Source organism: Mycolicibacterium mageritense (genome assembly GCF_010727475.1).
GTDB lineage: Bacteria > Actinomycetota > Actinomycetes > Mycobacteriales > Mycobacteriaceae > Mycobacterium > Mycobacterium mageritense.
In genome coordinates this window covers 6,869,271-6,892,921 of sequence record NZ_AP022567.1, presented here as the reverse complement: position 1 = coordinate 6,892,921, position 23,651 = coordinate 6,869,271, and the positions used below count along the sequence as shown (strand labels likewise).

Genomic DNA, 23,651 nt, shown 5'->3' with positions numbered 1-23,651 from the left:
CGCTACCGCACTGAGTCGAGCAGCAGGCGTCGTTCGGCTGCGGCCACGACACGGCGCGCGGCTGCCGCGGCATCAGGGTTGACCGATACGGATGTGATGCCCATGCGAACAAGGTGCTCGGCAAACGCAGGTTTGGTCGAAGGCGCCTGGCCGCACAGCGAGGACGTGATCCCGCGTCTGTTTGCTGTGGTGACTATCTGGCCGATCGCGTCGAGGACCGCGGGGTCGGACTCGTCGAACAGTTCAGCGCAGATGTCGGAATCGCGGTCGACACCGAGCATCAATTGGGTGAGATCGTTGCTGCCGATGGAGACGCCATCGATGCCCAGACCGATGTACTCGGGAAGCCAATGCACCACCGAGGGCACCTCGGCCATTACCCAGCGATGCAAACCGCGTTGGTGCCCGAGTGGACTGGCGTCGATGAGCGTGAGGCACTCCTCGAGTTCCCATCGCGTACGCACGAAAGGGATCATCACATGCACATTTGGTGAGTGTTCCCGTACGCGGGCCAACGCCGTCAGCTCGAGGGCGAACAGGTCGGGCTCCTTGACGTAGCGATAGCAGCCGCGATAGCCGATCATCGGGTTGTGCTCGACCGGTTCGTACGCCTTGCCGCCGCGCAATCCGCGAAACTCGTTGGTGCGGAAGTCCATCGTCCGGTAGATCACGGGCCTCGGTGCGAAGGCCGCAGCGATGCGATCGACAGCGCCTGCCACGGCCTCGATGAGATGCTCTTGTTCACCGTGTGCGATCAAGTCCCGTGGGTGCCGTCCTGAAAGAGCTTGTGCGAGCATGAATTCAGCACGGAGCAGGCCAACACCATCGACGTCCTGGGCTGCGACGGCTTCCGCGGACTCCGGCATCGCGAGATTCACATAGATCTTGGTCCCCGTGACTTCGCCACGGGGGAGTGACAGCTCCACCCGCTCGGACACGGTCGACCGGGACGGTGCCATACTGCCTGCAGTCACCTGTCCGCGGGTGCCGTCGACCGTCACCGTCGCGCCGTCGTGCAGGATCGTGGTGGCCGAACGGACGCCCACCACGCACGGCACGCCCAGCTCCCGGGCCACGATGGCGGCATGGCATGTCATCCCACCGGATTCGGTCACCACCGCCGCGGCGCGGCGAATGGTTGGCAGCCAGTCCGGATTCGTCGTCGGCGCCACGAGAATCTCACCGTCGAGCAGGCGCTCCCCGTCCTCGGGTGTACGTAAGACCCGCACGTTGCCGGAGGCGCTACCCGGTGCGGCCGGAAGCCCGCGGGCAAGCACGCTGGGTTCTTGGTCCTGGCTGGGCGCGGCCAGCGTCGTGATGGGCCGGGCCTGCACCAGCCACACCTTGCCGGCAGCGATGGCCCACTCGACATCCTGCGGACAGCCGTTGTGCTCTTCTGCCGCGATCGCCAGCTGCGTGATTCGGCGTAGAGTTTCGTCATCCAGAACCCGTGACTGGGCTTCCGGGGGAGCCAATTCGATCATCGCGTCGTGCCCCTCCGGATCCCGGACGATCTTGATGGCCTTGAACCCGATGCGGGCGTCGAGAACCTGCAGGGTCTGCTTGTCGACTACGTATGTGTCTGGTTGAACCTTGCCGGACACCACCACCTCACCCTGGCCGAACGCGGCCTCGATGACGACATGGTCGCCATTGCCCGTGCTCGGATCGCTTGTGAACGCAACTCCGGCTTGCTCGGCAGCGATCATCTGTTGAACGACCACGGCCATCGCCGGAGGAGCGGTGAATCCACGGCTGGCCCGATACGTCAGGACGCGCGGCGTGAACAGCGACGACCAGCACTGTGTCACGGCCTCGAGGAGGGCTGCCTCGCCCACCACGTTGGTAACTGTGCGATTCATCCCCGCGAACGAGGCGTCGCGCCCGTCCTCTCCGGTTGCCGAAGATCGCACGGCCACAACCGAATCGGCACCCAGGCGGCGGTACGCGGCCAACGTCGCGTCACGCACAGGGTGGCAGACGCCGACCTTGGTCACCAATGACTGCATGTGACGACACAATTCGGAAAGACGTGCCGTATCGGCAGCGTCAGCCAGAGCTTCGGCGTGCAGCACAGCCAACTCGGTGTCGATCCCACCGGCGCGCATGGAGTCCTGGTAACTCGACCGCATGAGCACGAATCCTGGTGGTGCAGGCAGGCCTGCGGCAACGAGTTCGCCAAGGTTGGCTCCCTTGCCGCCGGCCTCCTCGGCATCGGTGATTCGCAGCGTAGCGATATCGCGGACGTAGGCGTCGTCGTGCATGAGCCCACCATCTGTCACGGCGGGCGACATACATAGCGTCTGAAGACCGCTGAGTGAAGGACGTTGGTCACTTGTCATGTCGTCGTAGTGCCCTTGCCGCGCACCGCGTGGCTTCCGGATGCTCTCAGCAGGACTGGGAGGACACGTTGGCAACAAGACCGGTCAAGATAGATCCGCGCAGGCACGACGCAGTCCTGTTCGACGTCGATGTCGTGGTGGCGGAGGCGACCACGGGTGATGCTCTCGACGCGGTCACTGCGCTCACCCGCAAGCTGGGCGATTCCGGTATCAAGACTGCGGTCTACTCATCCGACCTCAACTGTGAGCGTGCGCTGCGGGCAGCCGGATTCAGCGAACTGTTCACGGTCGTCACCGACTCCGGAGTTCTGGACGCCGTGAGCAACCTGGGTGCGGAAGCCGAGCGCCTGGTCGTGATCGAGAATGCGGACCGTCCGATGGCGCCCGATTTGATCGCGCGCTTCGCGCTTGTGGTCGATATCGACCGCACCCCAGAAGACGCGTCCGGGCGGTCGACGGCCGACGCTGTCGTGGGCAGTTTGTGGGAGGTGGAAGTACAGGGTGGTTGCTCGCGCAGATCCTTGTTGCCGAGTGCATTGACGAGCTACGGTCAGCTGCTCGGCGTCATCTCGGGGCGCCGGCCGCTGCTGTGTCTGGACTTCGACGGCACGTTGTCAGAGATCGTCGGTGATCCGGACACTGCGACCCCGGCCGAGGGTGTGGGCAAACAGCTGACGCGTCTGGTCGAGCTTTGTCCGGTCGCGATCGTCAGCGGCCGGGATCTGGGTGACATCCGCAATCGCGTCGGGATTCCGGGCCTCTGGTACTCGGGTAGTCACGGATACGAGCTGGCCAGACCAGATGGCGGCTACGAGCAGTACGACGACGCCGTGGCAGCGATCGGACACTTGCAAGAGGCCGCAGCTGCACTCGAGAGCGAGCTGAAACGAATTGCGGGTGTGCGGATCGAACGCAAACGATTCGCAGTGGCAGTGCACTACCGTGGTGCGGCACAGTCCGACGTTGCCGACATCATCGAAATCACCAGGCGGCGAGGCCGAGCGCACGACCTGCGGACCACGCATGGGCGCAAAGTGGTCGAGCTGCGCCCAGACATCGACTGGGACAAGGGCACCGCGTTGGGTTGGCTCCGTCACCATGTGGGGCAGTCCCTTCGCACTCTTCCGATCTATATCGGAGACGACATCACCGACGAGGACGCCTTCGACTCGGTCCGGTCGAGCGGTATTGGCATTGTGGTTCGCAACAGCGAGGACAGCGACGGCCCGTCGGCTGCACAGTTCAGCCTCAACAGCACGCGAGAGGTCGCCGAATTCCTTCAGCGCCTGGGCGATTGGCTGGAGCGTGAGGAGCAATCCGAAGCCGACGCCTGGACTTATACGTTCGACGGATACGATCCGCAGACAGAGAAACTGCGGGAAGCGTTGTGCACAGTCGGAAACGGGTACATTGCCACCCGGGGTGCTGCACCCGAATCCAAAAGCGGACAGATCCATTACCCCGGGACATACGCGGCCGGGATCTACAACCGTCTCGATGACATCGTCGGCGGAACCAAACTCGCCAACGAGAGCCTGGTGAACCTGCCCAACTGGCTACCGCTGACCTTCCGGATCGACGGCGGCGACTGGTTCGACGTCGATGCGGTGACATTGTTGGACTACCGCCAGACCCTGGACCTCCGAGGCGCGGTCCTGACCCGAAAGCTACGCTTTCGTGACGATGAGGGCCGCACGAGCTCGCTGACTCAGCGCCGCATCGTCGCGATGCACGTGGCGCACGTCGCGGCGCTCGAGACGGTCATCTTGGCCGAGGACTGGTCGGGACGGGTTGAGGTCCGTTCGATGCTCGACGGTGACGTTCGGAACTCCTTGGTGGAGCGCTATCGTGAGTTGGCGAGCAACCACCTTGAGGTGTGCGACAAGCGTGCACTGGCGGAGAACTCCGTTCTGCTGGCCGTGCAGACCACACAATCCCGGATTACGGTGGCGCTGGCGGCGCGGACCACCGTGTGGCGAGACGCTGCCCCCGGCTCCGCCACCTATCGAATTGTGGAGCAGGAATTCGGGATCGGCCACCACATCTGCACAGAACTCGCGGCCGGACAATCACTTTTGGTGGAGAAGGTGGTCGCTGTTGCCACCGGGCGCGATGTCGCAGCCTGCGACCCGGCGACCAGTGCCGAACGGCGACTGGCGCGTCAGCCGCGCTTCGCCGAGATCTGCGCCGAACACACGCTGGCGTGGGCGCAGCTCTGGGAGCGGCTCGCGATCCGATTCGACGGCCACACCGATGAACTCCGCATTCTGCGCCTGCACATGTTGCATCTGTTGCAAACTGTCTCCGGCCACAGCGAGGACATCGATACTGGTGTGCCGGCCCGCGGGCTGCACGGTGAGGCGTACCGAGGCCACGTCTTCTGGGATGAGCTGTTCATCTTCCCCGCACTCAACCTACGGTTGCCGATGGTCACCAGGTCACTGCTTCGGTATCGGTACCGGCGCCTCCCCGAAGCGCGGCGCGCCGCGCAGCTCGCCGGGTACAGCGGCGCCATGTTTCCATGGCAGTCCGGAAGCGACGGCCGCGAAGAAAGTCCAGACCTGCACCTGAATCCCCGTTCGGGCCGGTGGAATCCAGATCCCAGCCGGCTGGCCCACCACATCGGGATCGCGGTGGCCTACAACGTATGGCAGTTCTATCAGGCAACCGGGGATCTCGCCTACCTCATCGACTACGGTGCCGAGCTCCTGGTGGAGATTGCTCGATTCTGGGTCAGCCGAACGACTTACCAGCCGGACCGCGACCGCTTCAGCATTCGCGGAGTCATCGGGCCCGACGAGTTCCACTCGGGTTATCCCGACCGACCCTACGAGGGCATCGACAACAACGCGTATACGAATGTCATGGCAACCTGGGTGATTCTGCGCGCCATCGAAGTACTGGAACGCATCCCATTGCCGAATCGACTCGATCTTCGCGAGAAGCTCCGAGTGAGTACTGAGGAGATAGCGCACTGGGATCACGTCAGCAGGCGGATGTTCGTTCCCTTCCACGACGGCGTCATCAGCCAGTTCGAAGGTTACGAAAAGCTCGTCGAGCTGGACTGGGCCGGGTATCAGCAGCGCTATGGTGACATTCAGCGGTTGGACCGGATCCTGGAAGCAGAGGATGACGACGTCAACCGCTACAAAGCCGCGAAACAAGCGGATGCCCTGATGTTGCTGTACTTGCTGTCGTCAGACGAACTACGGGAGCTGCTTTCACGGCTCGGTTACCGCTTCGCCCCAGAGCAAATCCCGCGAATGGTCGACTACTACCTCGCGCGAACGTCGCATGGTTCCACACTGAGCGCTGTGGTGCACACCTGGGTTCTCGCCCGGGCACACCGCGACCGTGCCATGGACTTCTTCCGCCAGGTTCTCAAGGCAGATGTCGCCGACATCCAGGGCGGCACAACCTCCGAAGGCATTCACCTCGGCGCAATGGCCGGCAGTGTCGACCTGATGCAACGGTGCTTCACGGGACTGGAGACGCGTAGCGATCGCCTGGTCCTCTCTCCGTACTGGCCGGAATCGCTTGGTGTGCTGGACTTTCCGATTCGCTACCGCGGCCATCATATGTACGTCCGGGTGTCGGGCCGCGAGGCCGAGATCAGTGTGGACCCACGTCCGGCACCTGCGGTCGTCGTAGAGTGCCGGGGCCACCTGCAGAACGTGCAGCCAGGATGCACCATCCGACTCTCCGACGGCATCCAGACGGAGAAGTCACATTTCACATAGCCGAGGAAAGTTCGGCTGCGTGGACCGAGTTTTCCGCTTGGTGCTTGATGTCCAGCAGCAACTGCCGAACAGCGAATGCTGTCACCGGCCCGGCAAGTTCCGTTCGGAATATGTCACCGGGGCGTTTGAGCTGCGCCCGCATGCGCAGCAACAGCCGGCACCGGTCCTCCCAGCGCGGCTCAAGGTCGAACGACCACACCGCATGCCAGGGAAAGCCGGGAGGAGTACCCCGTAGCACAAGCGATCGGCCTTCGGTCACCTGCTCGACGGAGAGTGAGGCACCAGACGGTTCCCCCCGCCGTGGCCACGGTGTGAGGCGGACGGTCTCACCCGCGGTCAGGTCGCCACGATGCCCGCCGATCCGATTGAGCCACGGCCAGACGGCCGACGGCGGTGCATCGATCCAGACACCCTCGGTGGACTGCACAAACGGCTGGCGCACCAACTCGTCACCCGGTAGCCACAACCGGCACTCTTCCTTCGTCGTACCCCAATTGCGGTAGTACCGCCGCACACCGTAGAGCAGTGCAAGGGCGGCCGTGGCACGCGTCATAGCCTTCAACATGGGACTACTCTCTCGCCGTCGACGTGGTGCGGGATAGGGGCGGAAGTCTGCTGTCGCGGCGACTTTTCGCAATAGCGCTGGTGCAGCTCAAACTCGGATGTCCGACGAATGTACCTGTGCTCCGGGACTTCTGTCCCTACCGACTGTCTTCCTGCGGTGGTCGGATTCAACAGTGGACCGCCACGCGCCGGAACAGCCGCTGAGTTGTCAGCGCATCCGTCGGACAGGAGAACCGCGATGACACGAGCACGAGGATTGAATCGACAGATGCCGCGACGGGTGTTCCGTGACCGCAGAGAGGCCGGCCGCGTGCTGGCCGAACTGTTGAGCGCCTATCAGGGACGCACGGACGTCGTCGTGCTGGGACTTGCCCGCGGAGGATTACCCGTCGCCTGGGAAGTGGCCGCCGGTCTCGGTGCCCCGTTGGATGCGTTCATTGTGCGCAAATTGGGAGCTCCTGAGCATGAGGAGTTTGCGGTCGGTGCACTCGCCAGCGGCGGTAGGGTCGTGGTCAACGATGACGTGCTACGGGCGTTGCGGGTGACGCCGCAACAGTTGCGCGACGTCGCTGAACGCGAAGGCCGAGAACTGATTCGGCGCGAAGCCGCCTACCGTGGCGGTAAGCCTCCGATCGACGTCACGGGCAAAGTGGTGATCCTCGTCGACGATGGCCTGGCCACCGGCGCCAGCATGTTCGCCGCGGTGCAGGCACTGCGCGATGCTGATCCGGCCGAGATCGTCGTCGCGGTGCCGACGGCTCCGGAATCGACTTGCCGACAGTTCACCGGCATGGTCGACGACGTCGTGTGCGCCACCATGCCTACCCCGTTCAACGCGGTCGGCGAGTGGTATTGGGACTTTCGTCAAGTGAGTGACGAGGAGGTTCGCGATATCCTTGCCACTCCCACGGCGGATCTGCGGGCCCTGGGGGCTCCGGCCAGAGCAAGCGCGGCCGACATCATCGACCGCGCTGCGGTCGACGCTCCGGACGGCCTGCCGCCGACAGAAGCGCTCGACGAGATCATCGGTGATGCACGCATCGTTCTGATCGGTGAAAGTTCGCACGGTACACACGAATTCTATGAAGTCCGGGCAGCCATCACCCGGTGGCTGATCGAGGAAAAGGGTTTCTGCGGGGTTGCTGCCGAAGCTGACTGGCCCGATGCGTACCGCGTCAACCGTTTTGTACGGGGCCAGGGTGATGACACGACACCTGACGAAGCGCTGAGCGGGTTCGAACGGTTTCCCGCCTGGATGTGGCGCAACGTTGTCGTCCGCGATTTCGTGGAATGGCTGCATGCCCGTAATGCCAGGTGCCGGGCCAGTGGCGAAACGCAGGCCGGCTTTTACGGTTTGGACCTCTACAGCTTGCACCGTTCGATGCACGAGGTGATCGCGTACCTGGACAAGGTGGATCCGCTCGCGGCGGCGCGGGCGCGGGACAGGTACGCGTGCTTCGATCACACATCTGCCGATGACGGTCAGGCGTACGGATTCGCCGCCGCCTTCGGCGCCGGTCTGTCCTGCGAACGCCAGGCGATCGAGCAGTTGGTCGAGATGCAGAAGAACGCAATCGAATACGCCCGGCGGGATGGGCTGCTTGCCGAGGACGAAGCGTTCTACGCGCGGCAGAACGCCCAAACTGTCCGCAACGCGGAAATGTACTACCGCGCGATGTTCGGTGGCCGGGTGACCTCGTGGAATCTTCGCGACCAACACATGGCCCAGACGTTGTCGGCCCTGTTGAGTCATTTCGATCGAGAATACGGACACCAACGGGCCCGTATCGTGGTGTGGGCACACAATTCCCACGTAGGCGATGCTCGCGCCACAGAGGTCGGCGGAGACGGGCAGCTGACGCTGGGGCAGTTGGTCCGCGAGCGATACGGCGACGATTGCCGCTTGATCGGATTCACCACATATTCCGGCACCGTCACCGCGGCCGGCGAATGGGGTGGGATCGCCGAACGCAAGACGGTTCGGCGGGCATTGAACGGGAGTGTGGAGGAATTGTTCCACGAGACCGGCCGGTCTGCTTTCCTGGTGTCGCCGATGATCAGGCGCGCGGCGGCCGAACCTTTGGACGTGGTTCGATTGGGCCGGGCCATCGGTGTGATCTACCTGCCCGAAACCGAGCGGCAGAGTCACTACTATCACGTGCGGCCATCCGAGCAGTTCGATGCGCTCATCCACATCGACAAGACGCGTGCGCTCGAACCGCTCGAGGCCAACAGCGTCTGGGTCGCCGGTGAGACGCCTGAGACCTACCCGACCGGATTGTGAAGCAGCCGATGGGGACTCGCGAGTTCAGCCCGTCGATAGTCACGGTGACGATGAATCCGGCCCTCGACATCACCTCCGACGCGGAGGTCGTGCGTCACACTGACAAAGTCCGCTGCACGGGGGCCCGATACGATCCGGGCGGAGGCGGGATCAACGTCGCCCGCGTCGCGCACACTCTTGGTGCCCGGGTATCGGCGATCTTTCCCGCCGGGGGACCAGCGGGAAAGATGGTCGCCGACCTGGTGGCGCAAGCGGGTGTCCCGCTGCAACGTATCGGTATCGCCGGCACGACGCGCGAGAGTTTCACCGTCAACGAGCTCAGCACCGGCAAGCAGTTCCGGTTTGTGCTCCAAGGCCCCGAACTTTCGGATCTGGAGCAGGCGCAATGCCTCGATCTCGTGCGGGCGGGCGCGGCCGGTGCGCAGTTTGTCGTGGCGAGCGGAAGCCTGCCGCCCGGAGTGCCCTCTGACTGGTATAGCGGATCGCCGACGTGTGCGAAGACGTCGGCACGCCATTGATCCTCGACACGTCCGGTGGTGGGCTCACACATGTGAAATCGGGTGTGTTCCTTCTGAAGCCGAGTATTCGAGAGCTTCGCGAATGCGTCGGACAAGAACTGCGCACGGAGGCAGAGCAATTGGCCGCGGCGCACGATCTGATCGGTTGTGGCGTGAGCCAGGCGGTTCTGGTATCTCTGGGCGGTGATGGTGCCTTGCTGGCGACTCCCGGACACAGCCAACGGTTTTCGGCCGTTCAGGTTCAGGCCGGTAGTGGTGTCGGGGCGGGCGATGCGATGGTGGCGGCCATCGCGGTCGGCCGGACCCGGGGGTGGCCCCTGAATAAATCGGTGCGATTCGGAATCGCAGCCGGGGCGGCGATGCTGTTGACACCGGGAACAGCAACGTGCACGAGGCCGGACGTGGAACGTTTCTTCGAAGCGGTGGCGGAGCCGGTCGACATCGCTGCGGGCGAGGGCTGAAAACACGCTCGCACAGCAACTTTGGCTATCAGGGATGGGTACCTTCGGCCCCTGTCGGTGCCACCGGTGTGGGCATAGGGTCGAGATATGGGCAAGCAACGACCTTGGCTGGCAGGCCTGATGGCCGTCATCGGAATCACAGCGTTGTACCGCGGCAGGATTCGGCCGTGGATGTATACCTGGGGCGCCGCTGACGAGGAGGTGACCGCCGTCCTTCCAGGTGACGAACTCGTACCGCCGGGCACGCCGAGAACCACCCGCGCGCTCACGATTGATGCCCCTCGGCGCACGGTGTGGGCTTGGCTGGCGCAGATCGGCGAAGACCGCGGCGGCTTCTACAGCTACTCGTGGCTGGAACGAATCGTCGGAGCGAGGATCCACAACGCGAACACTATTCACCAGGAGTGGCAGGACTTGAACGTCGGCGACAGTGTGTGGCTGGCGAGGCGTTACGGCGAAAACGCCCGTCAGGTGGTGGCATTTGTCCAGCCGGACTCGTACCTGGTGCTGATGGCGCCGCGAGACTTCGAGCGGATGCAGCGGGGAGAGACCGTGTCCGGAATGTGGGGTTTCTATCTGCGGCGTCGTGCTGGGTGGACGCGGTTGGTCGTGCGTGGCAGCGGTGGAGCAGTCGGTCATGCGTGGTTCGAGGCGGCGCATTTTGTGATGGAAGTCGGGATGATGCGTGGGCTGCGCGACCGCGCCGAGCGGACCAGCCGATATGCGTTTGCGCACCAGCTCAGCCTCGCCGGACAGGAGCGTCACGGACAGGAAGATCTGCCAGCGACGCCGATCGACAGCCTCGTCAATTCATAGCCGAAACATCTGGTGAACGCAGGCGTCAGGTGCGACGATGGTGGCGTGACCGACCTGGGCGGGGCGGGCGGGGAATCTTCACTGCGCCCGCTGCGCGACACCCTTTCACAGCTGCGCCTGCGCGAGTTGCTCATGGAGGTACAGGATCGCGTCGAGCAGATCGTGGAGGGCCGCGACCGGCTTGATGGGTTGCTGGACGCCATGCTGGTCGTGACGTCGGGGCTCGAACTCGATGAAACCCTTCGTACCATCGTGCACACCGCGATCAACCTGGTCGACGCTCGGTATGGGGCTCTGGGGGTGCGCGGCCACGACCACGAGCTGGTCGAGTTCATCTACGAGGGCATCGACGAGGAGATGAGAGAACAGATCGGGCATCTGCCTGAAGGGCGCGGTGTGCTCGGCGTACTGATCGACGATCCGAAACCTATTCGTCTGGAAAATATTTCGCATCACGTCGCATCTGTGGGTTTTCCGCCCAACCACCCGCCCATGCGAACGTTCCTCGGTGTGCCGGTACGTATCCGCGACGAGGTCTTCGGCAACCTGTACCTGACGGAGAAGGCCGACGGGCAGCCGTTCAGCGAGGACGACGAGGTGCTCGTGCAGGCGCTCGCGGCTGCCGCGGGCATTGCCATCGACAATGCCCGGCTCTACAACAAATCCAAGCTTCGCCAGGCGTGGATCGAGGCCACTCGAGACATCGGCACCGAAATGCTCTCAGGAGCGGATCCCGCCCGGGTCTTCGAGCTTGTCGCAGCCGAATCCCGCACGCTCAGCGGCGCTGAGATGACGCTCGTCGCTGTTCCGCTCGATCCCGAGGTGCCGGCCGCCGAGGTGGCCGAACTCGTCATCGTCGCGACCGCAGGCGAATACCTCAGCACCGGGTCGAAGACGTTCCCGGTCAACGGGACATCGGTCGGCGACGCTTTTCTCGCTCGGGTGCCAGGACGGTTGGAGCAGTTCGACCTCGACGTTGGACTCGACGGCGGACCGGCGCTCGTGCTGCCGCTTCGGGCCACCGATATGGTCGCTGGTGTCCTGGTCGCGATTCGGTCGCGAGGTACGCAGCCTTTCAGTGCCGAGCAGCTCGACATGATGTCAGGTTTCGCCAACCAGGCCGCGCTCGCCTGGCAGCTGGCCACAACCCAGCGTCAGATGCGTGAATTGAGCATCCTGACCGATCGTGATCGCATCGCCCGTGATCTGCACGACCACGTCATCCAGCGCCTGTTCGCGATCGGGCTGGCACTTCAGGGAACGATTCCCCGTGCCCGTATGCCCGAGGTGCGAGAGCGGCTCGCCGACAGCGTCAATGACCTTCACAATGTCATTCAAGAAATTCGAACGGCCATATTCGATCTGCATGGTTCGTCCGCTGGCCTGACGCGGCTCCGCCAGCGTCTCGATGAAGCGGTAGCCCAATTCGCGGACTCCAACATCCGGACCACGGTGCAATACCGCGGTCCGCTGTCGGCTGTCGGTCCGGAACTGGCAGATCACGCTGAGGCAGTTGTCAGGGAAGCGGTGAGCAACGCCGTCCGGCATGCCAATGCCACCACACTCGGCATCAACATCGCGGTCGCCGATGAACTGGCTATCGAAGTGATCGATGACGGGGACGGAATCCCTGACGACATCACCCCCAGTGGCCTGAAGAACCTGCGTGAGCGCGCACTCGAGACGGGCGGTCACTTCGAGGTCGGTGCCGTTCCCGGTGGGGGCACGCTGCTGCTGTGGTCGGCGCCGCTGTAATTCGACTTCGATCAGACAGCCCGAGCGCTGAGCGGGACTTTCGTCGGTGTCGAAGAGGTAGTACTACCCATGTCTCCGAGGCCTCCCGACCGGCAGACTGATGGCATGCCGACGCATGAGGTCGCCTCGTCAACCGACGACGTCATCCGACACACCAAGCCGGACCGGGACCGGGCCGTCGACGTCGCGCGGCTCTCTGCGCTGGTCGTAGTGATGTTCGGGCACTGCGCGATGTTGCTCGCCACGATCGACGCCGACGGTGTCCAGGTGGGTAACCTGCTCGGCGCCATACCCGCATTGGCGCCCATCACCTGGATCCTGCAGGTCATGCCGCTGTTCTTCCTCGCGGGCGGTGCCGCGGGCGCCTACAGCTGGAGATCCGGAACATCATGGGGCACCTGGCTTTTCACGCGCTCGCAGCGACTGTGCCGGCCGGTGTTCTGGTATCTCGCGGTGTGGACCGTCATCCTGCTGGTCGTGCGGTACGCCATGGGGGAGTCGTCGGCCGCGGCACTCGGGCGCGAATGCGTGGCGCTGCTGTGGTTTCTCGGTGTCTACCTCGTGGTACTCGCATTCGTGCCGGCCCTGACCCGGCTGCGCAGCGGCGGCGCGACCGCGGTGGTGGTCACGTCACTCCTGGTGGTCGCCGGCGTGGTCGACGGGATCCGGTTCGCGGTGGGTACGCCCGCGGCCGGCATCGCCAACCTGGTGGTGGTGTGGCTGATCCCGGTGGTCATCGGCGTGGCATACGCGCGCGGATTGCTCCAGCCGCGTGTGGCGGCCGGGGTCGCCGCGGCGGCGTTGGCCACCCAGGCGGTGCTGGCGGTGTACGGGCCCTACGACGTATCCCTGGTGGTCACGGGTACCGAGCACGTGTCGAACGTGTCGCCGCCGACGCTGCTGCTCGCGCTGCAGTGCACGTGGATGTCGTTCGCGTTCGTCGCGGCGGCGGGCCCGGTCCGGCGGTGGGCGCAGCGCCCGCGGGTGTGGTACGTCGTCGCGGTCGGCAACGGCGGAGCCATGACGCTCTACCTGTGGCACATCCCGGCCATCGCGGTCGCGGCATTCAGCCTGCACGCCGCGGGACTGGACGCGTATGACGTTCACGCGCCCGGCTTCTGGGGGCTACTGGTGTTGCGGGCCGCGGTGTTCGCGGTGCTCATGAGCGTCGCGTTCAAACTGCTCTCGCCGCTCGAACACCGCCGGTTGCCCTGGTGGGACGGCGCCGTGCAGGCCACGGGCGCGCGATCGGTCCTCGCGGGTGTACTGACCTGCCTGGCCGGCGTCGCCCTGACGATGATGGCCAAGAGCGGGCTCGACGGCGTCGTGGGTTGGTCGGCCTTGGCAGCGTTCGGAGTTGCGGCACTGGCCGCCCGGACGAGCGTGCGGCGCGCCCAGTAGCCGCGCCCCTCAGTCCTCCTTGCGGATCAACCGCCCGAGCGCTTCGCCGTCGGCCGCCAACAGCTCGTCGATGCGCGGCTGGTTCACGTCGCCCACGATGATCTCGCCGACCTCCTGGTACACGTCGCTGAAAATCCCGTGGGACTTCATCTTCTCGGTCTGATAGATGTTGTCCTCGGTCGGCGTCACGTAGTAGACGATCTCGGCCTTGAAACGGTGGATCAGCCACAGGTGGATCAGATCCATCAGGCGCTTCTTGCGGAGCTTCTCGGAGAACGTGTTCTGGTCACGCACTGTGAGGATGCTGCGCCCGTGCCGGTCCTTGATCGGGTCGACGACGACGTTGGCCAACGGTTCGTCGCCCTCGCCGTAGATGCCGAGATCGAGGACGTCGGAGCCGGCGCGGCGGGGCCGCAACTGGACCCGCAGTTTCTCCCCGAGCTGATAGTGCTCGCTCCACACCGCGAGCCAGTCCTCCAGCAGCTTCTTGGGCACCTCGGTCTGCACCAGGTGCTGATGCTGCGTGGAGCCCTTGCCCATGGCCTTGGTGGTTGCGGTGCGACCCGACGACGCGGCCAGCGCCGCGTCGCTGCGCGGCCCGCCGACCAGGGTTTGCGGTGTGCGGTAGGGAGATTCGACCAGGCGCATCTTGCGCTGCAACCGGGCCAGGGCCAGCATGCCCTCTTGCCGCAGCGACGTCGCGAACTCTTCACATGCCACCCCGTCGACCTGATGGCCGCCGTAGGTGATGAAATTGAAGACGAATCCCATCTTGCCGAGTTCCTCAGGGAACGCCCGCATCTCGTCGTCGGTCATGCCGGTGGTGTCCCAGTTGAACGACGGGGACAGGTTGTAGGCCAGCATCTGGTCGGGGAATTCGGCGTGGATCGCGTCGGCGAACTGCTTGGCGTCGGCGAGGTCGGCGGTCTTGGTCTCCATCCACAGGATGTCGGCGAACGGCGCCGCGGCAAGCGACTTCGCGATGGCGTACGGGATGCCACCGCGCACCTGGTAGTAGCCCTCGGGCGTCTTGGCGCGCTCGCAATCCCACGCGACGTCGGCGCCGAGTTCCTTGGCCTTCTCGCGTGCCGAGTACAAGGACGCCCGAGCCGCGAAGGTTCGCCATTCGGCCGCACTCATCCCGGCCGGTTCACCTTCGCGCTCGCGGTACTCGAGCAGTTCGGCGACCGCTTCGCCATACGTGTTGAGGCCGGCATCGTCCTGCCAGGCGTCGACGAACTGCGATTCGACCTTGTCGAACAGCGCGTCGACCGAATCGCCCGCGCCGCTCTTCCAGCTGTCGGCGGCTTGGGTGATCGCGGCGGTGATGCCGTGCCGGTCGAGCCACGCCTCGGCCGTGGCGTACTCGCCTTCGGGCAACGCGTAGAGCAGATGACCGTTGAGATCGGTGACTCCGAGGTTGTAGAAGCGGCGCATCATGGCCAGGAAACACGACTTGTACGACGGGATCTTGAGGTTGGTGACCCCGAGCAGGAACGGCTGATCGCGTTCGTCGGCGCGGCTGTCGATGAGGTTGGCCGCCTCGGCGTCGGTGCGTGCCACGATGATGCCGGGCACCCGCATGATGTCGAGCTGGAAGCGCGCGGTGTTGAGCCGCTTGATCTGCTCGTCGGACGGCACCAGCACCTTGCCGCCCTGGTGGCCGCACTTCTTGGTGCCGGGACGCTGGTCCTCGATGTGGTAGCCGGGCACCCCGGCCTCGACGAAACGCCGAATCAGGTTGCGCACGTGCGGGTCACCGCCGTGACCCGTGTCGGCGTCGGCGATGATGAACGGCCGGTAGTCGACCGGCGGATTCGCGGCGCGCTGCTCCGGGCTCATCCGCAGCCGCAGGTACTGCTGATTGCGGTCGGCAGTGAGCAGGGCCCGCACCAGCCCCGCGGCTTCCTCGGGCACCTGGCTCAGCGGGTACGACGCCAGGTCAGGCCCGGGATCCTCGCTGATGGACCCCTTGGCCGAGGTGGCCCAGCCCCCGAGATAGATGCCCTCGATGCCGATCCGTTTCATCACAACTGCTTGTCCCGGCGAATACGGGCCGAACGTGGTGATGCTCTTCTTCTGCGCGAAGAGCTCGCGCAGATGGGGATAGAACGCCGCGGCGGCTTCCCGGGCCACCGCGTAATCGGCCGGGATGGTGCCGCGCTGCTCGGCGACCTGACGAGCCGAATACAGCCGGGTGATGCCCTCGAAGCGCGGGCTGTCGAAGTACTGCTGGGTCTCGACGACATCCTGGTCGAACGGTGAGCTGGTCTGTGCATTGGCTTCGATCGTGGCCATGTGGCTCCGCTCCTGGACTCGGGTGCTCCTAGTTCAATCATTGCCGGAGTTCGGTCGGCTCGGACCCAAGTTCGCGCAATCGGCCATATGCTCGGCGGATGTCGATGGACCGGGCAGCGCTCGCGGCAGGCGGCATCCGACTGGCCTCGGGAATCTCATTTCTGGTCGATCCGGTGCGGGCGCACCGGTGGTGGGGTGGCCGCGACAAACCCGACGCGACCGCGCAACTCCTGTGGCGTTCTATGGGGTATCGCGATGCGCTGATCGGCGGGCTGCTGCTGGCGGCCGGGCTCCGCGGCCGCGACACGCGCGGCTGGTTCCTGGCGTCGGGTGGCGCAGATGCCGCAGACCTGCTCGGTGGGCTGAGCGTGCACGGCGAGATGCCGCGTTCGCAGCAGCTCATCGGTCTGGGCGGAGCTGTCGTCGGCGTCGGCATCGGCGTGTGGGGTGCGACCAGGCGTCGGCCCAAGCCCGCTCTGACGAACTAGGTGCCGCCCTCGACGATGTCGCGGCGGTACCACCGGGCCGCGGCGAGATAGCAGCCCATCGCGAGCAGTTGCAAGGTCGGCACCAGCATCAGCAGCGCACGACCCAACGCCTGCGAACCCAGGTCAGGGGTCAACGTATCGCTGATGAGGCCCGTGACGAACGGGCCGACAGAACCGAAGATCGCGTTGAAGAACAAGAAGATCGCCGACGCCGTCGCGCGTTGCTCGGGCAGCACGAGGCGCTGGATCGCCGCGATGGACGGGGCCAGGTAGGCGGTTCCGATGACGTAGCTCAACGCCAGGAACACCACGGCAGGCAACCGGTCCGCCACGACGAAGGCCAGCACCGACGCGGGCAGCAGCACTGCCGTCAGGACCACCACGATCCACAGCAGCCAGCGTGCGTCCCGTTCGGCGAGATGGTCGGCGAGCCTGCCGACGATCAGCAGTCCCAGCACGCCGAACAGGCCTGTGGCGAGGCCGTACTCGAAGCCGACCTCGCTGAGCGACATGCCGCGCGTGCGCATCAGGAACGCAGGCGAGAACGTGGTCAGCGAGTAGCCCGCGGCCGAGATGAGCGCCGTGCCGCCGACCATGGCCAGGAAGCTGGGCTTGCGCAGCAGATCCCACCAGTTGACGGTCGTGGTCCGCACGTCGACCGCAGGCAGCGTCTGGCGCGCCCCGACCACCAGCCACACCAGCGGGGCGACTGCCACACTGACGCCGCCGATGATCACGAATGCCGTTCGCCAACCGAGGTTCTCGGCCAGCAGACCGCCCCCGATCAGGCTGGCGGTGCTGGCCAGCGGGATCGCGAACGTGATGACCGCCAGCGGTGCGGCGCGACGTTCGGGCAGGAAATTGCGTGCCACGTAGGCGTGGGCCGCCGGCGTGCTGCCTGCCTCACCTACCGCGACGCCGACGCGGGTGAGCGCAAGCTGGAAACCGGACTGCACCGCGCCGCCGAGCATCGTCATGGCGCCCCACAGCGTCAGGCATCCCGAGATCACCGCGCCGAAAGCACCGCGATCGGCAACGCGCGCGATCACGATGCCCAGCACCGCGTACACGATGAGGAAGCCGAACCCGTTGATGACGCCGATCGCGGTATCCGACAACTCCAGATCGTGTTTGATCGGCTCGGCCAGGACTGCAGGCAGGAACCGGTCGACGTAGTTCAGGGTGCCGACGAGGGCCAGCACCGCGACTGCGGCCCAGGCGCGCCGCGGGCTGTGTGCGTCGGCGGGCGCTACGGGCGCGGTCGCCCGCGGTGTCGGCATCGACGTAGCTTGACATACCAGGTATTCGGCGGCCGCGCAGGGCGGCACGGACTGCGACGCGTTCCGGCAGGCGAAAAACGATGCCGCGATGAAATCTGGATGACGGGAAGGTTGCCGGCCTGCCCCGTCATACGCCTGCCTGGGTCGTCGGGTAGCGGCAACGACGCTGGTAACACGTCCGGACCGGTGCTCGATAGAGGCGTTGTAGTTCCGGCATCAAAGGTTCTTGTATCTGCTGCCGTTACGCGCCGAGCGAAATATGCTCTTCGCGGTGACGGGACGCCGGCACGACGACAGGAATTGAGGCCAATCGGTTGAACACGATATTGGGGCTGTCGGTGACGCAGTCGCGTGTCGGTTGGGTGCTCATCGACGCCGCCGAGGGGCCGTCGCTCGACGACGACGCCTTCGACGTCGGCGATCGCGACACGGTGGCGGAGCGCGCCGCAGTCGCGGTTCGTGGTGCTCAGGCCATTGCGGCCGCCAGCGGCCATGAGATCCGGTCGATCGGCGTCACGTGGTGCGGCGAGGTCGAGGCCCACGTCCAGAACCTGCTCGCGCTGCTCAAGCAGGCCGGATGTGACGACGTCCGCGCCGTGCCGCCGGAGCCTGCCGACGAGGCCGACTGCGATGCGCTCGACCCCGTGGAGCAGGCCTACCGCGCGGCCGACGCCGTGGCCACCGACGCCGTACCGAAACCGGGTGAACAGCCCGAGCTCGTACCGCGATCGCGCCGCGCGACCGCGCTCAAACTCGTCGCCGCCAGTGCCGGGGTGATCGCGGCACTCGGCGCCGGAACCCAATTCATCGCCCGCGACGCGCAACCTTCGCCGGCACAGGCCGCACAGCCCGTCGGCGAACCAAAGATCGTCAGCGCCCACGTGCCGCTGACTCCCACGCACCCGGCGACCGCGGTACGCCCGACAGCCGAGGCGTCGGGCGAGTCGACCTACACCTACAGCTCTCGACAAGAGCCTGCCGAGGCGTCGCCGCCCGAGGTGAGCGCGGCCGCCGCCCAGCCGGCAGCATCAGCGGCCCAGGCGTCGTCGGCGTCGGTGCCCGAACCCGCCGCGAGCGCCGAAGCGCATCTTCCGGCCGCAGTGCCGGGCCCGGTCGCGCCCGGACCGGCGATGCCGGTGGCCGCGGGGACGCCGGCACAGCCGGTGCAGGTTCAGGCGACGCCGGTGCCGTGGGCGCCCATTCAGCCGGTGCCTGCCCAGCCCGCGCCCGCTCAACCCGCCGGAGTCCAGCCGGCCGCGGCAGTCCAGCCCGCGGCGGCCCAGCCGGCCGCACCACAACCCGCGGCGGCCCAGCCCGCGCAGCCCCAGCAGAATGCTCCGGCTGATCCGCTCGCCGCGTTGATGTCGGCGCTGCCATAGGCGGTATCGAATTCGCCGGGCGGGCTACTGGCTTCCCTTGGCCCAGGCCCAGGCCGCAATGCGCCACCCGTCGGGCTGCTTGCGCAGCGCAACCGTGAACACCGCACCGGACTGCCGGATCGGTGCCCCGTTGAGTTCGAAGGTCATGGTGGCCGGCGCGACGACGTACGCGCTGTCGCCGTGGATGTCGTCGTGCCACGGCTGGCCGAGCGTGACCTGGTATCCGGCCGCGCCGACCGCTTCGCCCTCGATCAGGACGTCGCGGTACCAGTCGGCCGCAGCGGACGGGCCCCGCCAGGTATGCGGGGCCATCCCGTCGAGGATCGAGCCGTCGGGCGCGAACGCCGCCGCCATCGCGTCGACGTCTCCGGCGTTGAACGCACCGATGTAGCGCTGCACGACTTCGAAGGCTTCACTCATGGCAGTCTCCCGAGATTGTTGATGGCGCAATGAATTCGGAGCGGATTGATGGAAACGCTTACACCTGATCGCGTTTCACGCGCGGCCGGCCGGAACGGCCGGGACGCAGCGCAATTTCCGGCAACGTCAATCAGGGTGGTACCCGGCATGCGGGAATTATCGCTCGTTGCGATTATCTGCAAAAACGAACCGCAAACTCCACATTGCGGCGTATCGTCCGCTAAGTCGGGGCTGTTCGAGGGGTTGGCCACGTACGCCGCCGCCGGGGCGACAGGCCGGCCGGGAACGAGGCAGCGATGTCCGTCATAGCGGGTAAACGACGATTCGCGGCCGTCGCCGCAGCGGCTCTGCTGAGTTCCGGTCTGCTCTGTGCGCCAAGCGGTTCCGCATACTCGCAGACGCCCATCGAGATCCTCGACGTGCCCTCTGCGGGTATGGCGCGCGATATCCGCGTCGAATTTCTCAGCGGCGGAGCGGGTTCGCACGCGCTTTACCTGCTCGACAGCATGGAAGCCGGTGACGACCGCAACGGGTGGGACATCAACACCGCGGCATTCGACTGGTATCAGGGTTCGGGTCTGTCGGTCGTGATGCCCGTGGGCGGCAAGTCGAGTTTCTACAGTGACTGGTACGCACCCGCGGTGGGGAACGGCGGGACCGTCACCTACAAGTGGGAGACGTTTCTCACCCGTGAGCTTCCCGAATGGTTGGCCACAAACCGGAATGTCGCGCCGACCGGCAATGCCGTCGTCGGGTTGTCGATGGGTGGATCGTCAGCGCTGGTGCTGGCGGCCTACCACCCGGACCGATTCGTCTATGCGGGTTCACTGTCGGGTTTCCTGAACCTGTCTGCAGCCGAGTGGCCCGGGCTGGTCCGGGTCGCGATGATGTGGAACGGCGGTTTCAACCCCGACGCGATGTGGGGACCGCCGGGCGACCCGGCCTGGGCGCGCAACGATCCCACCGTCAATGTGGGGCGGCTGGTCGCCAACAACACCAGGATCTGGATCTACTGCGGCAACGGCACGGCGCGCGACCCGTCGCTGGCCAGCCCGGACGCACCGATCGGAGGCCTCGGCTTCCTGGAGGGCTTCGCGATCGATTCCAACCATGCCTTCACCGATGCCTACATCGCGGCAGGTGGCCAGAACGGGGTTTTCAACTTCCCGGACGGAATCCACAGCTGGGGCTACTGGGGGCAGGAGCTGCAGCGCATGAAGCCCGACGTGCTACGCGTGCTCGGCCCCGCTGAGGACCGCGGCCCTGGCGTAGGCGCGAACCCGGTCCTTGGCGACCTTGCCGTTACCGGTCAGCGGTAACGCATCGACGAACAGCACCACCCGCGGGCGTTTGAATCCCGCGATCGCAGAACGGACGTGACCGATCACGTCGTCGGCGCTGGGCCGGCTGCCCGGTGCGGGAACCACGACAGCGCACACGGCCTCGCCCCAGTAGTCGTCGGGCACTCCGACGACGGCGGCCATTTCGACCGCCGGGTGGCTGGACAGCGCATCCTCGACTTCACGCGACGACACGTTCTCACCACCGGTGACGATGATGTCCTTGAGTCGATCGACCACGAACAGCCGTCCGTCGGGGTCCAGCCGGCCGACGTCTCCTGTGTGCAGCCAGCCGTCGACACCGGGGCTGACCTGCTCGCCACGCACGGCGATCTCACCGACAGTGCCTGCAGGCACTGTGGCGCCGTGACGGTCGACGATGCGTAACTCGACCTCGCGGTGCGGATACCCGGCGCTGGTGAGCAGTGCGGTGTCTCCGGCCGCGCCCGCGCGATGGTCATGCGGGCCGAGAAACGTGATGTTGCCGCCGGTTTCGGTCATGCCGTAACCCTGGTGGAAGTCGACACCGAGTGTCGCGATGGCCCGCTGCAGGAGATCGAGCGCCATGGCCGCCGAGCCGTAGGCGATGGACCGCAGGGTCGGCAGCGCGGTACCGGTGCGGTCGAGGTGTGCCAGCAGCGCATGCAGCATGGTCGGTGCCAGTGAGCACGACGTCACGCCGTGCGTGTTCACCAAGTGCGCGAACGCATCCGGCCGGAACTGTGCGGTCAACACCACCGTGGCTGCCACGGCGTGATGCACGAGCATGTTGTAGCCCGCGATGTGGCACATCGGGAACGGCAGCAGGTACACCGCGCCGGGCTGCACCGACCGTCCCTCGACGCTGCCGCGCACCGCGGCGAGGATCGAACGGTGGCTGTGCACAACCCTTTTCGGCACACCCGTGGAGCCGCTGGTGAACAGTTCCCAGGCCGCATCGTCGGGACGCGCGACGTCGGCGAAGTGATGTGCGCCGGCCATCGCCGCCGCCCACCGCGGATCGTCGAAAGCGACGACCGACCGTCCTGCGGCACGCGGTAGCGCACGGAGATATCTGTCGTCTCCCAGCACGACCGTGGGCCGCACGGTGCTCAGTTGCGCGGCCTGCTCGGCGGGTGTCAGGCGCTGGTTGATCAGGGTCAACACCCGTCCGCTGCGGGGCACCCCGTAGTAGGCCGCGGCATAGTCGGCACTGTTGTCGGCGACGACCGCCACGTGATCACCGGGTTCGGAATGATCGGCGATCCAGGCTGCGACACAACCGATCCGGCGATCGAACTCGGCGAAGGTCCACGTGGCCGGGGCTTCGGTGACGACCGCGAGCCGATCCGGGGTGGCCGCCGCGGCGGCGGACACCAGCTGGTGCAGCAGCTCGGGCCGGGGGTTACTCACCAAACTCGGGACCGCCTGCCGAGTGTGCTGCTGGACATGGGCTCCAGCATAGGTATTCGGCAGGCGGTCACGTGCCGCACGCGTGTGATGACACCGGCCCGGCACCCTTGGCCGCGGTCGCGAGGGTGAAGGTCGGCTCGGGGTAACCGGCCGTGGTGACCACCGACCGCACGGTGTCGCTGATGCTGCCGACCAGTTCGGCGGGCACCAGCGCGATCACGCAGCCGCCGAAGCCACCACCGGTCATCCGGGCGCCGAGCGCGCCTGCCCGCACCGCGGTGTCGGCGATCAGGTCGAGGTGCGGCGTGGTGATCGCGAAGTCGTCGCGCATCGATGCGTGTGAGGCCGTGAGGAGTTCGCCGACAGCGCGGAAGTCCGACACCGTGAGAGCCGCGACGAGATCGTGAACCCGCTGGTTCTCGGTGATGATGTGGCGGGCCCGGTGGACATCTTCCGGGTCGGCCAACGCATCCAGCGCCGCCGGTCCGCGCGCCTGCAGTTCCCGCAGCGATTCGACATGCAGTGCGGCAGCGACCCGCTCGCAGGAGGCTCGCCGTGCCGCGTACTCGCCGCCCGCATGCCGGTGAGCGGCGTGGGAATTCGCCACGAGCAGTTGCAAGCCTGCCGCGTCGGGATCGAACGGCACCTGTTCGACAGTGAGGTCGCGGAAATCGATGAGCATCGCGCTGCGGGGCTCCCCGCACAGCGAGGCCAGCTGATCCATGAGCCCTGTCGGCGCCCCGACGTATTCGTTCTCGGCGCGCTGTGCGATGCGGGCCAGCTCAACCCGATCCGTGACGACACCGTCGGCCAGTGCCCCCAGCACTGCGCATTCGAGCGCGGCAGACGACGCCAGACCCGCGCCCATCTCGACGTCACTCGTGATCGTCAGGTGGCCGCCGCCGACCGGGTGGCCCGCGGTGCGCAGTGACCACACCACGCCGGCGATGTAGGCGGCCCACCCGGTGACACCGCCCGGCGCGGTGGCGACCGGTATGGGGACGGTGCCCGGTTCGCGGTCGCTGGCCGCCGTGATGATGTCGGAGCCGTCCGGCCGGTAGCTCACCGTGACGCGTTGGGGCAGTGCGATCGGCAGCGCCCAGCCTAGGTTGTAGTCGGTGTGCTCACCGATCAGGTTGATCCGGCCCGGTGCGGCGTAAGACGTGTGCATCG

General features: G+C 66.1%; 15 protein-coding genes and 1 pseudogene. 9 read left to right on the top strand and 7 right to left on the bottom strand.

What is annotated here, in order from left to right:
• Positions 1-2: 2 nt before the first annotated feature.
• Positions 3-2,264 (bottom strand): phosphoenolpyruvate synthase, encoded by a 2,262-nt coding sequence (ppsA, locus tag G6N67_RS33205; RefSeq protein WP_036440686.1) that lies wholly within the window; start codon positions 2,262-2,264, stop codon positions 3-5.
• 146 nt (positions 2,265-2,410) lie between these two features.
• Here ppsA and otsB point away from each other — a divergent pair, with 146 nt between their 5' ends.
• On the top strand, positions 2,411-6,082 hold the full coding sequence (gene otsB / locus G6N67_RS33200) for a trehalose-phosphatase (protein ID WP_036440688.1): 3,672 nt from the start codon (positions 2,411-2,413) through the stop codon (positions 6,080-6,082).
• Here the strand turns inward: otsB and G6N67_RS33195 are convergent.
• A complete protein-coding gene (locus G6N67_RS33195) occupies positions 6,075-6,635 on the bottom strand; it encodes an SRPBCC family protein (RefSeq protein WP_229478185.1) in 561 nt (186 codons plus the stop codon). The genes otsB and G6N67_RS33195 overlap by 8 nt on opposite strands.
• Before the next feature lie 249 nt (positions 6,636-6,884).
• Between G6N67_RS33195 and G6N67_RS33190 the strand changes: the two genes are divergently transcribed.
• The 5 genes and pseudogenes from G6N67_RS33190 to G6N67_RS33170 all read left to right on the top strand — a co-directional run bounded on the left by G6N67_RS33190 (position 6,885) and on the right by G6N67_RS33170 (position 13,881).
• Positions 6,885-8,930 carry an erythromycin esterase family protein gene (locus tag G6N67_RS33190; protein ID WP_051579180.1) on the top strand — a complete coding sequence of 682 codons (2,046 nt, stop codon included), beginning with the start codon at positions 6,885-6,887 and terminating at the stop codon, positions 8,928-8,930.
• Between the two features lie 89 nt (positions 8,931-9,019).
• A pseudogene (locus G6N67_RS33185) lies at positions 9,020-9,909 on the top strand (1-phosphofructokinase family hexose kinase).
• Between the two features lie 87 nt (positions 9,910-9,996).
• Positions 9,997-10,725, top strand: a complete 729-nt coding sequence (locus G6N67_RS33180) for a hypothetical protein (RefSeq protein WP_063835187.1) — start codon at positions 9,997-9,999, stop codon at positions 10,723-10,725.
• A 54-nt stretch (positions 10,726-10,779) separates the two neighbouring features.
• Positions 10,780-12,480, top strand: coding sequence for a GAF domain-containing protein (locus tag G6N67_RS33175; protein WP_036440697.1), 1,701 nt, complete (start codon positions 10,780-10,782; stop codon positions 12,478-12,480).
• Between the two features lie 105 nt (positions 12,481-12,585).
• Entirely contained in the window at positions 12,586-13,881 is a 1,296-nt protein-coding gene (locus tag G6N67_RS33170; RefSeq protein WP_036439725.1) for an acyltransferase family protein, read from the top strand.
• A gap of 9 nt (positions 13,882-13,890) precedes the next feature.
• Here the strand turns inward: G6N67_RS33170 and aceA are convergent, their stop codons facing one another.
• A complete protein-coding gene (gene aceA, locus G6N67_RS33165; protein WP_036439728.1) occupies positions 13,891-16,179 on the bottom strand; it encodes an isocitrate lyase ICL2 in 2,289 nt (762 codons plus the stop codon).
• 98 nt (positions 16,180-16,277) lie between these two features.
• On the opposite strand from aceA, the gene G6N67_RS33160 reads away from it, so the two are divergent.
• Positions 16,278-16,667 (top strand): DUF4267 domain-containing protein, encoded by a 390-nt coding sequence (locus G6N67_RS33160; protein ID WP_036439730.1) that lies wholly within the window; start codon positions 16,278-16,280, stop codon positions 16,665-16,667.
• Here the strand turns inward: G6N67_RS33160 and G6N67_RS33155 are convergent.
• Positions 16,664-17,947 carry a spinster family MFS transporter gene (locus tag G6N67_RS33155; RefSeq protein ID WP_036439732.1) on the bottom strand — a complete coding sequence of 428 codons (1,284 nt, stop codon included), beginning with the start codon at positions 17,945-17,947 and terminating at the stop codon, positions 16,664-16,666. The genes G6N67_RS33160 and G6N67_RS33155 overlap by 4 nt on opposite strands.
• Before the next feature lie 338 nt (positions 17,948-18,285).
• Here G6N67_RS33155 and G6N67_RS33150 point away from each other — a divergent pair, with 338 nt between their 5' ends.
• Positions 18,286-19,326 carry a DUF7159 family protein gene (locus G6N67_RS33150; RefSeq protein ID WP_051579181.1) on the top strand — a complete coding sequence of 347 codons (1,041 nt, stop codon included), beginning with the start codon at positions 18,286-18,288 and terminating at the stop codon, positions 19,324-19,326.
• Positions 19,327-19,350: 24 nt separating this feature from the next.
• Here G6N67_RS33150 and G6N67_RS33145 read toward each other — a convergent pair whose 3' ends face one another.
• Positions 19,351-19,746 (bottom strand): YybH family protein, encoded by a 396-nt coding sequence (locus G6N67_RS33145; protein WP_036439734.1) that lies wholly within the window; start codon positions 19,744-19,746, stop codon positions 19,351-19,353.
• A gap of 296 nt (positions 19,747-20,042) precedes the next feature.
• Here G6N67_RS33145 and G6N67_RS33140 point away from each other — a divergent pair, with 296 nt between their 5' ends.
• Positions 20,043-21,065, top strand: coding sequence for an esterase family protein (locus tag G6N67_RS33140; protein WP_081812792.1), 1,023 nt, complete (start codon positions 20,043-20,045; stop codon positions 21,063-21,065).
• Here the strand turns inward: G6N67_RS33140 and G6N67_RS33135 are convergent.
• Together G6N67_RS33135 and G6N67_RS33130 are read right to left on the bottom strand one after the other, a co-directional pair.
• On the bottom strand, positions 20,976-22,478 hold the full coding sequence (locus G6N67_RS33135; RefSeq protein ID WP_230021472.1) for an AMP-binding protein: 1,503 nt from the start codon (positions 22,476-22,478) through the stop codon (positions 20,976-20,978). The two genes, G6N67_RS33140 and G6N67_RS33135, sit on opposite strands and share 90 nt — an antisense overlap.
• Positions 22,479-22,545: 67 nt before the next feature.
• The gene (locus G6N67_RS33130; protein ID WP_036439736.1) at positions 22,546-23,649 is read right to left on the bottom strand and encodes a galactokinase; all 1,104 of its coding nucleotides are present in this window, start codon (positions 23,647-23,649) and stop codon (positions 22,546-22,548) included.
• Positions 23,650-23,651: the final 2 nt, after the last annotated feature.